Here is a 17,114-nt window from a genome sequence, read left to right as displayed (position 1 = left end):
ATCCTATACAGTATTGGGAAGCCAAGGTGGTTCTATAGCTGATCTTAAAGTAAGTGCAAGTAGCATTGAGATTAAGCCAGTTCAGGTTGAAATAGAGCACACTAAAGAAAAACCTAATGTCAAAAATGAATATGATGATGTAGTAAGTCCTTTTCATAGTGAATTATCTAAACTTGATGCTAAGGCTAAAATTTTAAGAAGTAAGGGTTATGAAGAAGCTTATCAAAGCGCTATGAAAATCCATTCTACTTTAACTCAAGCGTATGAAACTTTGCAAAAAGATGGAAATCGTCAGACGTTTAATGAGACGTGTACTGGTATCATTGAGAAACAGCGCCCTATTTTAGACAAGAATAAAGGTTGGTCTGAGTTCTTGGTCAATTTAGCAATTGCAATACCAACTTTAGGAATTGGATTGTTAATTAAGGGAGCAATTAATTGGGCACAAAATAAATCATTCTTCTTTGTACATAAAACGGCATCTGGAAAAATTGTAGATGAGATACAAGATAAACTAGATCCATCGCCCCGTTCCCACGGTGTAAATAACAAATAATAGAGCGTGATCTGTTTAATAACTATATAAGGCGGTAATTTTTGTATATCACGTTTTGCATCTTTAGTAAGGATGTTCATTCGACTCTACATTAAGGCCTCTGCGCTGAGGACAGCATTGCTCACAATTACCTTTTTAGAACACTCTAGATTAAATATATTTTTATTGTATAATGCCACTTTATTAAAATCCTATTATTGAAAGTGCGCAAATTTGGATGCGATGTTATTGGCATTGTTTTGCGCACATTCTTAACAACAGGAAATTTAAAATGCCGAAAAATAAATATGTTACTCATGAATCACCTCAGATTTCAGGTAACAAAGTAGAAATAATGAAATCAGTGCAAGCAGCGGAAGATTATGTACGTACTGGCATCCTAAATAATGATAAGTACCTATCACTACAAGCACTAAAAGAAGATCTGCGTTCTCTAGATAAGCAAACACTATCCAATATCTCAAGTAGTATTCGATTTAATGAGTTACCTTTAGATGAATGGTATGCCATAGGTCATGCTTTTAAGAAATTCAATAGAACTAGTATGATTTCAGGTGCCGCAGGTGCCGTAACTGGAAGTGCAAGTTATTATTTGACTTCGGGTATGTTATTTTCAATTTTCACCGGTGGCACTAGTGCTGCATTATTAACTTTTATTTTATTCCAATATGACATCTACCAAAAGAAGATTGAAGGTGATGTAAAGTGGAAGCGCTTTGATGAAATTTTTAAAGATATTGAAAATAATCATACCAAAAGTTTGAGTCTAGGGATAGGAATCGATCAATTCCGCATGCAATTTCAAAATAGAATGCAAGCTCGTTTAAAGTCTAAAACAAACACGGAACAGGAACAGGATCCAAATCAAATCAATTATCGGACTACACCTGCATTTTAATGGACAATAAGCCAATTAGGCAATGTTGTTGCGGCGGCCCCCGTGGGTTTCAGGGGCCGCGTCCATCAGTTTGATAGGAGCCTCGTTTACGATTTGTCCGTCATTAGCTACCTATGTATTCATCTTTATTATTACGCTTAAAAAAGAACACTCTTGCTCAATTATTATGTCTTAGCATCTCAATTTTTAGTGAGGATTTTATTTACAACGAACCAATAAAAGGTACATATATTCACACATTATTATCAAATCATTTGTAACTTACCTTATCATCGATATAATAGACTTTTTTTGACTCGCTGATCGAGGAAACTAAGACCGCAAATTGTCATTATGGCTGCACCGTATACACATACGAGCACCGAATCAATAAAACAATTTGCTTCGGTAATAGCGTCGTTTCGAAGGAAGTCTAATAAGCCGTTTACTTTGTGGATATTCATTATGACCCTCTCACCCAAAGACCTAGAAAAGATTGCGCATTTGGCTTATCTAAATCCTGATCGTGATCAGTCATCCAAATTAATGCAGGAAATCAATGAAATCATGGATTTTGTCGATCAGTTACGCTCAGTCGATACAACGGAAGTGGAACCATTATTTCATCCTCTTGCCGTGTATCAACGTTTAAGACCTGATAGCATTACGGAAGAAGATTGTGTTGCCGAATTGGAGGCCTTGGCACCTTTGTTCGAAGATAATCTTTATTTAGTGCCGCAAGTCATTGATGAGATAAAATAATTATGGAACAACTTTCTTTAAAAGAATTATCCCAGGCCTTGCACCAAGGCAAATTCTCCAGTGTGGAATTAACTCAGTATTATTTATCAAAACTTGAACAACATAAAGAGTTAAATGCCTTTATCAGTCTTGATGAGGAGCAAGCCCTTCTGGATGCTCAACAAGCAGATCGTGAATTACAAAAGGGTAATGGTAAAAAGCTTACCGGAATTCCTATGGCGGTTAAAGATTTATTCTGTACACAAAGAATGAACACCACTTGTGCCTCTAAAATGTTAGCACATTTTAAATCACCCTATGAAGCAACCCTTGTCAGTAAATTAAAAGAAAATGGCGCCATTTTAGTAGGAAAAACTAATATGGACGAATTTGCTATGGGTTCTAGCAATGAAAACAGTTATTTTGGTGCAGTAAAAAACCCTTGGGATAAAGAACGTGTTCCTGGCGGCTCTTCAGGTGGATCTGCTGCTGCTGTTGCAGCAGAATTAATCCCTTTTACAATAGGCTCGGATACCGGAGGCTCAATACGCCAACCTGCAGCCTTATGTGGCATTAGTGGTATCAAACCCACCTACGGATTGGTCTCACGTTACGGTATGGTTGCTTATGCCTCCAGTTTAGATCAAGCAGGCCCTATGGCGCATAGTGCTGAAGATTTAGCGCTCGTGCTACAGGCTATAGCTGGTTTTGATAGCAAAGATTCTACTTCAGTAGCTACAATTATTCCTGATTATCACGCAAATATAAATAAACCATTGTCCAAACTACGAATTGGCTTACCTGCATGTTTCTTTCAACCACAAGTTGAGCAAGGCATTCAACAAGCTATTCTCACGGCAGTGAAGGTATTTGAACAGTTAGGTGCTGAAATTATTAACCTGGACTTTTCATTACAACCGTTATGGGTCCCTTGTTATTATGTTGTTGCATGTGCTGAAGCCTCCTCTAATCTATCTCGCTATGATGGATTACGATTCGGTCATCGTAGCTCTAAAGCATCCACTTTGAAAGAACTTATCTTTTGTTCTCGCAATGAAGGGTTCGGAGCCGAGGTCAAACGTCGAATTCTTACGGGAACATATGTTCTGTCTGCCAATTATTTCGATGCCTATTACTTACAAGCACAAAAAATTCGTCGTCTAATTCAAGAAGAATTACTTGCTACCCTGCAATCAGTCGATATTATTCTAGGCCCAACCACACCCACCACAGCCTTTAAACTCGGTGAAAAAATTGCAGACCCCATCCAGAATTATTTGGGGGATGTCTTTACGGTAGCAGCTAATCTTGCTGGCCTCCCTGCACTATCAATACCAGCAGGCTTTGCTCAGCAACTACCAGTAGGCATGCAATTAATGAGTAAACACTTCAGTGAAAATCTCCTACTCAATGTAGCCCATCATTATCAACAACATACAAACTGGCATTTGGCCAGAGTAAAGCAATAGAGGTGAACTATGGAATGGGATACAGTTATTGGTCTTGAAGTACATGCTCAACTTAAAACAAAATCCAAGCTTTTTTCTGGTGCACCTACAACTTTTGGTTCGGCTCCGAACTCACAAAGCTGCTTTATTGATGCGGGTTTTCCGGGAGTTTTGCCAGTATTAAATCAGGAAGCAGTGATCATGGCTATTCAATTTGGTCTTGCAATTCATGGCGACATTAATGATCAATCTGTTTTTGAACGCAAAAACTATTTTTACCCTGATTTACCCAAAGGCTATCAAATAAGTCAATTTCAAAAACCCATAGTCAGTAATGGTAAATTGACAATCATAATAGATGACGGTAAGAAAAAAGATGTAGTGATTGCGCGTGCTCATTTAGAAGAAGATGCGGGTAAATCACTTCATGGAGTTCAACACGGCTATAGTGGTATTGATCTGAATCGCGCCGGTATTCCTTTATTAGAGATAGTTACGGCTCCATGTTTGTATTCAAGCCAAGAAGCAGTAAGCTACTTAAAAACCTTACACCAGCTGGTACAATTTTTAGGTATTTGTGATGGTACCATGCAAGAAGGTTCTTTCCGTTGTGATGTTAATCTCTCCTTAAAACCTAAAGGTTCCCCTGTTTTAGGGACTCGTACCGAGTTAAAAAATCTCAATTCATTTCGTTTTATCGAAAAAGCTATTGCTTATGAACAAACACGGCATCAGGATTTGCTCGAAAACGGTCAGCAAATTATCCAGGAAACACGTCTTTATAATCCTGATACCAACACAACGCATCTGATGCGTGAAAAAGAAAATGAAAATGACTATCGCTATTTTCCTGATCCTGATTTATTACCCATTCAAATTACTCATGCACATGTTGCTGAAATTAAAAGTAAATTACCGGATTTACCCAAGAAAATTTATGCTGTATTAAAAGAGACACCCAACTTAAAAGAAGAAGATATTAATTTTCTTCTTTCCTCCCCTGCACTATACCAATTTTATAAAGAAATTAGCTTAAGCAGCCGTGCACCAGAGAAAATGATCACTAACTGGCTAAAAGGTTTATACACTGCGGCTTTAAATGAAGACCATTTAACTTTTGAAACACCTCGTGTATCAGCAAAACTCATGGCTGAACTTCTGAATAAACTCCATGATAATGATATTTCTTTAAATAATGCGCGCACTGTATTTACTCTATTATGGGCAGGTGAAGAAGATATTGAGGCAATTATTCGACGTGAAGGTTATCAAAAAATTGAGGATACTGCCGCTTTAGAAAAAATGATCAGCAAATTAATTCTACAGTTTCCAGAGCAGACAGCAGAATACAAAGCAGGCAAGGAACGATTATTGGCTTTTTTTGTCGGGAAAATAATGAAAGAAACTAAAGGTCAAGCAAACCCTGAATCAATCAATACTCTGTTAAAAAAACATTTAGCTGAATAAAATTAGGAAGAGTTGGTCGATAAGCCGGGTTCTGTCATGGACAATCATTCATCTAGGGCATGCGTCACCGCATGCCTCAAGCAACCTACCCGAATCCCGTGCGGGCCACACTTCGTGACTATAATAGCCACATGGATTCCTATTTGGTCTTGCTCCAAGTGGGGTTTTCCCTGCCACAACTGTTACCAGCTGCGCGGTGCGCTCTTACCGCACCATTTCACCCTTACCTCAACGAGGCGGTATATTTTCTGTGGTACTTTCCGTAGGTTCACACCTCCCAGGGGTTACCTGGCACTCTGCCCTTTGGAGCCCGGACTTTCCTCCCTTTGCTTAAAGCAAAGAGCGATTGCCTAACCAACTCTGCCATCTATAGTAGCAGAGTGCCTAGCGAAAGACCACCATAAATAAGAAATTAATTATTAAAAACTAACAAAAATGCTAAAAACTAATATCAATTAGAAATCACGTGTACCAATGAATTCATCGTCAAAATAGCGCTTCAATTTGGTACGTAAAGTTCCGCGACTTACTCCAAGTACACGAGCAGCTTTCGATTGGTTATATCGAGTTAATTCCATTACAGTACGGAACAAAGGAGCTTCAACCTCTTCAACGATTAATTGGTATAAGTTTAAATTAGCATCTTTATTGCCCACACTAGTTAAATAACCTTTAACAGCATGAATTACCTGATGCGAAAGAGCTTCATTGCCTTGCATCACAACTTCTGTACTCATTTAAGTCTCCCAGTACAAATTAATAAATAAAATCATGTTCAGTAAACACATCTACTGAACACCATGGTCTATATGGTACCAAAAATCTCAAAGAGTGTAAACATTGTTTTAATGATATTCATTTATTAAGGGAATATTAATTAAGGTCTTGGACAACGCCCACTTCCATAATGTTAATTAAAAATTTTATCATTTAATGAATAAAATCCCAAAGCGATTTTAATAGTTCTCTTAGCCAACAGTAAAACTCTCTCCACAGCCGCATTGCCCTGTTTGGTTAGGATTATTAAAAACAAATCTATAATTTAATCCTTGTTTCACATAATCAACATTCATGTTTTTCAAAAAGGGATAACTTGCTTTATCAATGCACACCAGGTAATTCTCATTTAAAGACATAATCAAATCATTCTCTAAAGGAGAAAGTACATAATCAACCACATAAGATAATCCAGAGCATCCTGTTTTTTTTACTGATAAACGAACACCAGTATATTTAGGATTGTTCCCTAAATACGATACCAAATGCTTTATTGCTGGCTCAGTAAAAGTGATTTCAGGAGTCACTTCATTCAGTGCATGTTGTATTATTATGCTCATAATTTATACCTCGATAAATAGGGTTTGTGTCCTTATGGGATAATCTCTTATGCATTAAAACAAAAATTTCTTTAAAAATAGTTACAACCCTTAATGCCAATGGATAGTGTGTTCTGGGGATTCCCAATTCTTTAATTAATAATTGATAATCAATTGGCTGAATTTTGTCTATAAATTGACCTTCTAATTGCCGACACAACCACTCCAAAGCAGCAATTAAATAAGGATTACCATTCGTTTTAAAGCAAACCTTTTGAATCAGTCTATCCTGCCGGCATTGCATATAAAATTCAACCCTACCCTGATCTTTTTGCGTGTTTTTAAAAACAACTGTAAGTTCATGATCTAAATCAATGACTCCAGCATGTTTGGGCAAAAAAAAGTAATCACGTACTGTATTATTATACATCATGATGGGGATAATTGACGTAGTCGAGTCACTTGGGTACAAATGACTGCAATTGCATGCTTAATATCTTCTTTTGTAGTAAAGCGCCCTATAGATAATCTTATAGAACTTTGTGCTAATTCATCTGTTAAGCCTATGGCTTTTAAAACATAAGAAGGTTGAATGCTAGCAGAGCTACACGCTGACATGGTCGATACAGCTAAATCACTCAATGCTAATAGTAAAGAGTCCCCATCTAATCCTTTAAAACTAATATTAAGAGTACCTGCAACACGCTTTTGCTTATGCCCATTTAATTTAATTCCAGGCAAATGATTAATTCCGTCCCATAGACAGTCTCGATAATCCAAAATACGTGCTTGTTCTTCTTCACGTAATGAGTTAGTCAATGCAAAAGCCTCTCCCATGCCAACAATTTGGTGGGTAGCTAAAGTTCCAGAGCGCAAACCTCGTTCATGCCCACCACCAAAAGTTTGTGGTTGCAAACGAATTCTCGGTTTATGGCGTACATATAATGCCCCAACACCCTTAGGGCCATAATTTTTGTGCGCCGAAAGAGACATTAAATCTACTGAAGTTTGGCTGATATCTAGAGGAAGTCGCCCAATACTTTGTGCTGCATCAACATGAAAAATGATTCCTTTATTGCGTAATAATTCACTAATGGCTCTGATATCTTGGATGACACCAATTTCATTATTTACGTGCATAATAGATACTAAAATTGTATCTTGTCTTAATGCCTTTTCCAGTCTACTAAGCTCCAATAAACCATCAGACTCAGGATTAAGATAAGTAACCTCAAAACCCTCTTTTTCTAATCGGTTAAAACTATCCAGTACTGATTTATGCTCAGTACTCATAGTCACTAAATGTTTTCCTTTATTCTGATAAAAATGAGCAGCACCAATTATAGCTAAATTATTTGCTTCAGTAGCTCCTGAGGTAAAGATAATATCTTGGGAAGATGCATGAATTGAATCAGCAACCTGGAGACGCGCACGATCTATAGCAAGCGCGGCTATTCTCCCATAATCATGAGTTACTGAAGCAGGATTACCAAAATCCCCATCAGGACCTAAATACTGAACCATACGTTCCACCACACGTGGATCGACAGGTGTGGTCGCCATGTAATCAAAATAAATAGGTACCTTAATTACTTTGTTCACTCCCACCTCGTTTTCTAGCCCATTCTAGTGATTTTTGAACTTGACTTAACATGCCGCGTAGAATGCTAACTTCCATTTTTTCCAAATTTACTCGATTAAATAAACGTCTTACACGTTGCATTAATCGTCTTGGATTTGCTTCTCTTAAAAATTTAATTTCAATAAAAACTAATTTCAAATGCTCAAAAAACTGTTCTATTTCCTCTGCTGTTGCATATTCTTCTCTACGCAAGGCAACTTCAGCCTTCGGTGTTAATAACTTCATTCGTAATTCATAAGCAACGATTTGCACTGCCTGCGCTAAATTAAGCGAACTGTACTCAGGATTACTCGGAATATGAATGTGATAATGACATTTTAGCAGCTCTTCGTTAGTAAGACCCGTGCGTTCACGCCCAAATACGATCGCAATTTGCGTAGACTCCATTTGTTTACTAATCAATTCGGCACTTGCAGCAGGTACTAATCCAGGTAAAAAAAGCCCTCGTGGCCTTGCACTAGTTGCCAGAATTAGTTGACAACCTAGTAGCGCTTCATCCAATGTTTCAGTAACCATTGCCGATTCTAAAAGATCATCAGCACCAGCAGCCATTTCTTTTGCTTTATAGTCAGGAAATGATTTTGGATTGACCAAATAAAGCGAACTTAATCCCATAGTTTTCATGGCTCTGGCTGCAGAACCGATATTACCAGGATGCGAAGTAGCAACTAAAATAATACGTATTGAACTAAAATTCATAACCAAGACTTAATTTAACACATAGAGATACACATATAATAGCATTGAACGAGATATGCTCCTAGTTGATTATAACTTTGAAAAATTAGAGATTGAAAAGAGTTACCTTTGTCTAAAAAAAGTATGATAGAATCATCGGTTTTGTAAATTCAATGAGAAATTAATGGAACCACTTTTAAATATCGCAGTGAATGCAGCGCGTCAAGCTGGAGAAATTATTATTCGTCACATGGAACAAGTGGATCGTCTCAAAATTACCGCTAAAAGCACTACTGAATATTTTAGCGAAGTAGACATTAAAGCAGAACAAATCATTATTAACACCATTCGGAAAGCTTACCCTGAGCATGGAATTCTTGCTGAAGAAAGCGGCCATCAAGAAGGTGATGGCGAATCAATTTGGATTATTGATCCGCTTGATGGAACCTCAAATTATTTACACGGATTTCCTTTCTTTTCAGTTTCTATTGCATTAAAAGTAAAAGGAAGGATTGAACATGGTATTATTTATGACCCATTACGTCATGAGTATTTTACTGCCAGCCGTGGGCGTGGGGCTCGTTTAAATGACCGCAGAATACGTGTTTCTCAACAAACTCAATTAAGTAGCTCACTGTTAGGAACCGGTTTTCCTTCGCGCAATGCATCCATTGGTCAACGGTATTTGCCTACATTTGAAGCCTTATTTGGTAAGTGTGCCGGAGTAAGAAGAACAGGTTCCGCAGCTCTAGATTTAGCTTATGTTGCTAGTGGTCGTCTCGATGGCTTTTGGGAGCTTGGTTTACGTCCTTGGGATATTGCAGCGGGTTCCCTATTAATCAGGGAAGCAGGTGGTTTAATTAGTGATCTCCATGGTGGTGATGATTTTTTAAAACATGGGGATGTTGTTGCAGGAACACCTAAAGTATTTAAATCATTATTGCAAACCTTATCTACCGCATTGAAATAAATTAATGACTTCTCTACTGTAGCAAGTTTTTTATAATAGGGTCTATTAACATAGAGATGAAATCCAATGATAGACCCTAATCCTAATTAATTTTTTAGGGAATCGCTAAATCAAGAGTATTTTTTCTTTATTAAAATACCTATAAATTTATTCAAATCATTTTGTGGATAATCTACCCAAACAATTCAAATATCTAAAATTCAATTTTTGTCTTTCCTAAAAAAAAGCTTATTTTATAAGCTGTTAACGTATTCGTCTCATTAACATTTAAAATTATTTATCCACAAATTCTGTGGATAATCCTGTGCATAGAATGTAGAACACCGTGTATTCTCAATTAAATTATCGCATGTTTCAGAACTTGCCAATGTGCTTCCAACTACCTATTAAACATAAAGTAAGCGCATACTACTACTTTAATCCTGACTTAATACCCAAACTTAGCGGTAATTCATCTGCCATAGCTGTTCCTAAATTCTTGGTCACCCGATCAAACAGATTTTGAGTGTGAGTATAATCGATCATAGAATCAATTTTAATCACATCACGTGCTAACTGGCCGCCACTGGCAAAACCATCAATTAATCCTATTGGTAAAGCCTGTTCACCAGTCCAAATAAGTCCTGAAAATGTGTCATTATCACTATGTAAACGAGCTCCTCGCCCTTCTTTTACTCTATTAATAAATTGTTCGTGCACTAGATCAAGCATAGTTTGTAATTTTTGTTTCTGAAAATCTGTATCTGGAGAAAATGGATCTAAAAATCCCTTATTAATCCCGGCGGTCTGTAATCTACGCGCAACTCCAATTTTATTCATTACATCCACAAAACCAAAGCCACTGTAAAGAACACCAATAGAACCAATCATACTGGCTGGACTTGCATAAATATTCTCAGCAGCAACAGCAACATAATAAGCCGCAGAAGCACATAGATCCGCACATACTGCATATACTTTAATATCAGGATACTTAGTACGATAATATTTAATTGTGTTATACATATATTCTGCTTGAACTGGACTTCCCCCAGGACTGTTGATGCGAATAATCAATGCCTTTAATCCCGAATTTTTATAAGCCATTTCAAACCCTTTAGCAAAATTATCCGCATTTGCAGGTTTGGTATCAAATAGTTCGCCATTAAGATCAATTAATCCTATATGAGGCTTAACATTTGAGCCTAATTCTTCATTTCCTCCAAAAAATAACTTATAGGCGACAAAACAAATGATTAATAAATATATAATACGCATGAACCAACGCCATCTGCGTTTTCTTTTTTCTTCTTTGATGTAATCTATAATAATCCGATTAAGCAAAGCTTGAGAATCGGGATTAGAATTAGAAGACATATCATTAATCATATTAGTCACTTGAAATAATTAAATTTAACCTCATTTTACGGTAGATAAGAAAAAATTAACACCTAAATTAAGGTCGTGAATTATGAGAATGGATAAATTAACATCGAAATTCCAAATCGCTTTAGCTGATGCTCAATCTTTGGCAGTAGGTAGAGATAATAACTTCATTGAGCCCGAACATTTAATGAAAGCATTATTAGACCAACAAGGGGGTAGTTGCCGACCACTGCTTAGTAAAGCCGGAGTTAATATTCCTTTATTAAGAACTCTTCTAGATCAGGCATTAGATAAACTTCCTAAAGTTTCTGGCGTAGGCGGAGATGTGCATATTTCTAATTCGCTGAACCGACTTCTGAACCTTACTGATAAACTGGCTCAACAAAAAAAAGATAATTTTATTTCTAGTGAATTATTTGTTTTGGCTACGGTCAATGAAGAAAACTGTTCTCTTGCACGTTTGTTAAAACAAGCTGGAAGTGAACCTAAAGCGATTGAAGACGCAATTAATAATCTACGTGGTGGTGAGACCATCAATGATCCAAATGCTGAAGAGCAACGACAAGCTTTGCAAAAATATACCCTGGATTTAACCGAGCGTGCAGAACAAGGCAAATTAGATCCTGTAATTGGTCGTGATGATGAAATTCGTCGTACCATCCAGGTCCTACAAAGACGTACCAAAAATAATCCTGTATTAATTGGCGAACCTGGGGTAGGAAAAACAGCAATTGTTGAAGGTTTAGCGCAAAGAATTATTAATGGTGAAGTTCCTGAAGGCTTAAAAAATAAACGGCTGCTTTCTTTAGATATGGGTGCATTGATCGCAGGTGCAAAATTTCGAGGAGAATTTGAAGAACGCCTCAAAGCTGTACTTCATGATTTAGCTAAACAAGAAGGTCAAATTATTTTATTTATTGATGAAATTCATACCATGGTAGGCGCAGGTAAAGCTGAAGGAGCTATGGATGCAGGAAATATGTTGAAGCCAGCCTTAGCCCGCGGAGAACTACATTGTATTGGTGCAACCACGCTTGATGAATACCGTCAATACATTGAGAAGGATGCCGCTTTAGAGCGCCGCTTTCAAAAAGTTTTGGTCGAGGAGCCCAATGTGGAAGATACGATTGCCATTCTTCGTGGTTTAAAAGAGCGCTATGAAGTTCATCATGGTGTTGAAATTACTGACCCTGCAATTGTAGCTGCTGCTATATTGTCTCATCGCTACATCACTGACAGACAATTACCGGATAAGGCCATTGATTTGATCGATGAGGCAGGCAGCCTTATTCGTATGGAAATTGACTCAAAACCTGAAAGCATGGATAAACTTGAGCGACGATTAATTCAATTAAAAATTGAACGTGAGGCACTCAAAAAAGAACAGGATGAGGCATCTAAAAAAAGGCTAGAAGATTTACAACACACTATCGATGAAATGGAGCAAAACTATTCTGATTTGGAAGAGGTCTGGAAAGCTGAGAAAGCAACCATGCAAGGAGCCACTCAAATTAAAGAAGCTCTGGAGCAAGCTAAACGGGAAATGGAAACAGCCAGACGTGCAGGCGATCTGAGTCGCATGTCTGAATTACAATATGGGCGTATTCCTGAACTGGAAAAAAGACTGTCTCAAGTGGCCATTGATGAGGAGCATGAAAATAAATTAGTGCGAAATAAGGTAACTGAAGATGAAATCGCTGAGGTTGTTTCCAAATGGACGGGAATACCTGTCACCAAAATGATGGAAGGTGAAAAAGAAAAACTCCTAAAAATGGAGGAAGTACTCCATGATCGTCTCATTGGCCAAAATGAAGCCATTGATGCCGTATCAAATGCCATTCGACGTTCACGAGCAGGATTAGCCGATCCAAATCGTCCCATAGGTTCCTTTTTATTTCTAGGTCCTACTGGTGTGGGTAAAACAGAATTATGCAAAGCCCTAGCCGCTTATCTCTTTGATACCGAGGAAGCAATGATCCGTATCGACATGTCCGAATTTATGGAGAAGCACTCTGTAGCTCGTCTAATTGGCGCACCTCCCGGTTATGTAGGGTATGAAGAAGGAGGCTACTTAACTGAGGCTGTACGACGTAGACCCTATTCCGTGATTTTACTTGATGAAGTTGAAAAAGCACATACTGATGTCTTCAATATTCTTTTACAGGTAATGGATGATGGGCGTTTGACTGATGGCCAAGGTCGTACTGTTGATTTTCGTAACACCATTATCGTGATGACTTCAAACTTAGGTTCTCATCTTATTCAGGAAATGGGAAATAAATTTAGTTATGAACATATTAAGAATGCTGTAATGGAAATTGTAGGTCAGCATTTCAGACCTGAATTTATTAATCGTATCGATGACATTGTTGTCTTTCATTCTTTAGCAAAAGAACAAATTGTTAAAATTGCCAAAATACAAATTGAATACCTTCTTCAGCGACTCAAACATCAAGACATTCATCTTGAAGTGACCTCAAACGCATTGTCACATTTGGTGGAAGCAGGCTTTGATCCCGTTTATGGAGCAAGACCGCTAAAACGCACTATTCGGCAACAACTTGAAAACCCATTAGCTCAATCAATATTGGCTGGAAAATTTAAGTCTGAAGAAATAATAAAGGTTGATTATAAAAACGGATTAATGCATTTTACTGTGAAGACTTAAAGGCTATCAAATTCAAGTAAGATCATCTAATGTGAGCTCTCGATTTTTTATTGAAATTTATTTACTCCCAATTTAAAAAATACATGCGCTGCCCCTTGTAATTAGATAAAAAACTGTCGTCATTGCGAACGATGTAAAACACCCAGAACAGATTTTTAATGATCTGGGCTTCACTGCTTCGCAATGAGGGAATTTACATACCTTGTGATGGTTATGAAGTAACAATGCCGGCGTGTCCACAAAATCCAGTGATCCTGTGGACACACTACGGAATTTTATGCTCTTCTAATTTATGGCAACTCTATAAGGTGCCATCCCCAGAGGAACAGGTGTTACTGCATTGGTTGTCCCATTAATTACTGAGACCTACTGCCATTATTGGCCACATGGATTGTATTATTTGTTGAATTAACCCATACTCCTTGCGGGGTGTTGCCGACAGCGATTGGTGTAGGAACATGGATTGTACCATTAATCGCTATAACTTGTGCACCAGTGCTATTCGTTACATAAACGGTATTAGTTTATTAATTAATTCGTAATTCCTCGTATAAGTAACATGAGAGCAAATACTATTATTAATACTAATAATGTTTTTCCTCCAAGCACTGTAAACCCTTTAGCAAGACCTTTACGATAACGACCACTCCATGCCATCCATGCAGGCAAAAGGATCAATAACACTGTTGCATAAATACCCGCATATTCCAGTGCTTTAATAAATACATTAGGAAAAAATATAGCAATACTTAAAGAGGGTATAAAAGTTAAACTATGTATTAATAGATTAGGATATCCCTTTTTTTCTATATTTAAACCGTCAGCAAGAAAATCTGTTAAACATAACGCTACACCAAGAAAAGAAGTTAGGACACAAATTGACGTGAATAACTTAATAAAAAATAAGATGGAATCATTTTCTACATGTGTATTCAATATATCAACTAAACCGCTTGTAGAATTGGTCGAATGCAATATAAATTCAAGACTATTTTTACCACTAAGAGGAATAATTCCCATAATTACAGCATCCCAAATAATATAACAAATCAAGGGGATAGCACTGCCAATAATAATAACAACTTTAAGCTTTTTGAGATCACCAGCAAAATATACTCGTAAACTAGGAATAAGTGCTGCCCATCCAAATGAAGCTGTAGTAACAGTAAGTGCGGATACAGAAGTAAGATAATACAAATTTCCAGTAGCCAATTTAGCTGTGGAAATAAATGGTAGAAGAAATAAAGCCACAATAAAAAATGTGCACAGTTTTACTCCCATAAAGACACGATTTGTTTTATCAACCGAACTCATACCAGAATATACTACTGATCCAAATAGCAGCGTAAAGAAAATTGATGCAACCCACATGGGCGTATTAAATCCCAACACCTCTAACAGGTTATGAAATAAATCACTCCCACCCGCAATATATGCACATAATAAAGAATAAAGTAATAATAAATAGGAAATCCATGCAATAATTTGTCCAACAGGTCCGATACTAACTTTTGCCATTGAAATGAGATTATTTTTTTGTGGTAACCATAAATTAACTTCTAATAGTAAAAAAGCGCAGGCGAGCATTATAAACCAGCAAACAAATAAAAGAATCAATGAGCCAACAAAGCCCAATTGTGCAGCAGCAATGGGTAATCCGAGCATACCAGCACCTATTGAAGTACCTGTAATAAGAAGAATACCACCTAAGAATTTAGAATACATTGGCATTCCTTTTTAATATCTTTATTCATTTTTTTCATTACTTTAGCTTATAAAAAGTAACTTCTCGATAAGTTGTTGCCTATTTTCAAGCACCTATACCCAAAATTTCCAGACTCCACGAGCCTGTGTGAAGTGGATCAGGTTTTTCCCCAACTTTTTGAGAAATTACATAAAAAAATAGCCTGGATTCCAATAAACTGAAATCCAAGCATTATTAGAGTCAATTGACATTCTAATCGCTTCAAAGAATTATCAATAGACCTAGTAGTTTAAGTGATTTAACTAGGCTAGAACGAGTAATTTATTTATCCGATTAATAAAATCGGCTGGATTATCCAATTGCCCACCCTCTGCTAAAACAGCCTGTTCAAATAACATGGTAATCCATAGTTCAAACAAACTATCATCTTGAATCTCATGCAGACGTTTAATTAGGATATGTTCAGGATTTATTTCAAATACTGGTTTACTGACTGGAACTTGCTGCCCTGCAGCCTGCAAAATACGTTGCATTTCCAGATTCATATCCTGTTCGTCAGCAACAATGCACGCTGGAGAATCCGTCAGACGATTTGTCAGCAATACATCTTTAACTTTGCTATCTAAAACGTTCTTAATGTGTTTTAACATGGGTTCTAGAGTTTTTTCCTGCTCTTTAATTTGTTCTTCGGACTCATCCCCTAATTCAACTTTACCCTTAGAAATTGATTGTAACTTTTTACCCTGATATTCACTCATATAGCCCACAAACCATTCGTCAATTCTATCACTGAGTAATAATACTTCTATCCCTTTCTTATTAAATATTTCCAAGTGTGGGCTGTACTTAGCTGCATTGTAACTTGAGGCAGTAATGTAATAAATTTTATCCTGCTTTTCTTTCATACGACTGATGTAGTCATCAAGCGTTACTTCTTGCTTTTCTGAATTTGAGGTTGTTGTAGCAAAACGCAATAGTTTAGCAATAGCCTCTTTATTAGTAAAATCTTCAACTACGCCTTCTTTTAAAACTAAACCAAACTCATTCCAAAACTTCTGATAAGTTTCTTTATCCTGCGTGCTCATTTTTTCAAGCATGGATAAAACACGTTTAGTACAGGCAGTACGAATGTTTTCTACTTGCTTGTTGTCCTGTAAAATTTCTCGCGAGACATTTAATGGCAAATCACTTGCATCAACAATTCCTTTTACAAAACGTAAATAACGCGGTAGAAATTGAGTTGCATCATCCATAATAAATACACGTTTTACATAAAGTTTTAAGCCATGCTTTACCTCGTGTTGCCACATGTCATAAGGGGCATGTGCGGGAATATAAAACAGAGAAATATAGTCATTTTTACCTTCAACATGATTATGCGACCAAATTAATGGATCCTGATAATCATGAGAAAGATGCTTGTAAAGTAATTTATAATCTTCATCAGAGATTTCGGATTTTTGCATGGTCCATAATGCAGTGGCCTTATTAACTGTTTCTAACTCATCAGATTCTTTATCCTCTTCAGCTTTTTTCTTCATAACGATTGGCCAGCAAATATGATCTGAATATTTACTAATGATGCTACGAATACGCCAATCACTAAGAAACTCATCGTTTTCAGACTTAATACGTAAAGTAATTTCCGTACCGCGAGTCGCTTTTTTTTCATAACCAATAG

14 protein-coding genes, 1 other RNA gene and 1 pseudogene are annotated in these 17,114 nt (G+C 36.9%); 7 read left to right on the top strand and 9 right to left on the bottom strand.

What is annotated here, in order from left to right; genetic code table 11:
• The 5 genes and pseudogenes from WA877_RS06805 to gatB all read left to right on the top strand — a co-directional run.
• Positions 1-556 (top strand): annotated as a pseudogene (locus WA877_RS06805) (hypothetical protein); the annotation flags it as partial.
• Positions 557-827: 271 nt separating this feature from the next.
• On the top strand, positions 828-1,454 hold the full coding sequence (locus WA877_RS06800; protein WP_425170165.1) for a hypothetical protein: 627 nt from the start codon (positions 828-830) through the stop codon (positions 1,452-1,454).
• A gap of 444 nt (positions 1,455-1,898) precedes the next feature.
• Complete coding sequence (gatC, locus tag WA877_RS06795) at positions 1,899-2,195, top strand: Asp-tRNA(Asn)/Glu-tRNA(Gln) amidotransferase subunit GatC (RefSeq protein ID WP_425170164.1); 297 nt, start codon at positions 1,899-1,901, stop codon at positions 2,193-2,195.
• Between the two features lie 2 nt (positions 2,196-2,197).
• Entirely contained in the window at positions 2,198-3,643 is a 1,446-nt protein-coding gene (gatA, locus tag WA877_RS06790; protein WP_425170163.1) for an Asp-tRNA(Asn)/Glu-tRNA(Gln) amidotransferase subunit GatA, read from the top strand.
• A 9-nt stretch (positions 3,644-3,652) separates the two neighbouring features.
• The gene (gene gatB, locus WA877_RS06785) at positions 3,653-5,089 is read left to right on the top strand and encodes an Asp-tRNA(Asn)/Glu-tRNA(Gln) amidotransferase subunit GatB (protein WP_425170162.1); all 1,437 of its coding nucleotides are present in this window, start codon (positions 3,653-3,655) and stop codon (positions 5,087-5,089) included.
• Positions 5,090-5,093: 4 nt separating this feature from the next.
• Here gatB and rnpB read toward each other — a convergent pair.
• From rnpB to trmJ, 6 genes are all read right to left on the bottom strand, one after another.
• Positions 5,094-5,451, bottom strand: an RNA gene (rnpB, locus tag WA877_RS06780) — RNase P RNA component class A.
• A 93-nt stretch (positions 5,452-5,544) separates the two neighbouring features.
• Positions 5,545-5,826, bottom strand: a complete 282-nt coding sequence (locus tag WA877_RS06775; protein WP_425170161.1) for a helix-turn-helix domain-containing protein — start codon at positions 5,824-5,826, stop codon at positions 5,545-5,547.
• Positions 5,827-6,057: 231 nt separating this feature from the next.
• Complete coding sequence (locus tag WA877_RS06770; protein WP_425170160.1) at positions 6,058-6,426, bottom strand: HesB/IscA family protein; 369 nt, start codon at positions 6,424-6,426, stop codon at positions 6,058-6,060.
• Positions 6,395-6,838: an iron-sulfur cluster assembly scaffold protein gene (locus tag WA877_RS06765; RefSeq protein ID WP_425170159.1), complete on the bottom strand. Its 444-nt coding sequence runs from the start codon at positions 6,836-6,838 to the stop codon at positions 6,395-6,397. The genes WA877_RS06770 and WA877_RS06765 overlap by 32 nt, the downstream gene beginning before the upstream one ends.
• Entirely contained in the window at positions 6,835-7,995 is a 1,161-nt protein-coding gene (locus tag WA877_RS06760; protein ID WP_425170166.1) for an IscS subfamily cysteine desulfurase, read from the bottom strand. Before WA877_RS06760 ends, WA877_RS06765 begins: the two co-directional genes overlap by 4 nt.
• Positions 7,991-8,746, bottom strand: a complete 756-nt coding sequence (trmJ, locus tag WA877_RS06755) for a tRNA (cytosine(32)/uridine(32)-2'-O)-methyltransferase TrmJ (protein ID WP_425170158.1) — start codon at positions 8,744-8,746, stop codon at positions 7,991-7,993. The genes WA877_RS06760 and trmJ overlap by 5 nt, the downstream gene beginning before the upstream one ends.
• 163 nt (positions 8,747-8,909) lie before the next feature.
• Here trmJ and WA877_RS06750 point away from each other — a divergent pair, with 163 nt between their 5' ends.
• Entirely contained in the window at positions 8,910-9,695 is a 786-nt protein-coding gene (locus tag WA877_RS06750; RefSeq protein WP_425170157.1) for an inositol monophosphatase family protein, read from the top strand.
• Positions 9,696-10,106: 411 nt separating this feature from the next.
• Here the strand turns inward: WA877_RS06750 and WA877_RS06745 are convergent, their stop codons facing one another.
• Entirely contained in the window at positions 10,107-11,063 is a 957-nt protein-coding gene (locus WA877_RS06745; RefSeq protein ID WP_425170156.1) for a S49 family peptidase, read from the bottom strand.
• Positions 11,064-11,145: 82 nt separating this feature from the next.
• On the opposite strand from WA877_RS06745, the gene clpB reads away from it, so the two are divergent.
• Complete coding sequence (clpB, locus tag WA877_RS06740) at positions 11,146-13,728, top strand: ATP-dependent chaperone ClpB (protein ID WP_425170155.1); 2,583 nt, start codon at positions 11,146-11,148, stop codon at positions 13,726-13,728.
• Positions 13,729-14,259: 531 nt separating this feature from the next.
• On the opposite strand, the gene WA877_RS06735 is transcribed toward clpB, so the two are convergent.
• Positions 14,260-15,453: an amino acid permease gene (locus tag WA877_RS06735; RefSeq protein WP_425170154.1), complete on the bottom strand. Its 1,194-nt coding sequence runs from the start codon at positions 15,451-15,453 to the stop codon at positions 14,260-14,262.
• Between the two features lie 282 nt (positions 15,454-15,735).
• On the bottom strand, positions 15,736-17,114 hold a 1,379-nt coding region (htpG, locus tag WA877_RS06730), incomplete at its 5' end, for a molecular chaperone HtpG (protein ID WP_425170153.1).

It is taken from the genome of Legionella sp. (assembly GCF_049790535.1).
In the GTDB taxonomy this organism is placed as follows: Bacteria; Pseudomonadota; Gammaproteobacteria; order Legionellales; family Legionellaceae; genus Legionella.
This window is presented reverse-complemented; position numbering and strand designations above follow the sequence as displayed.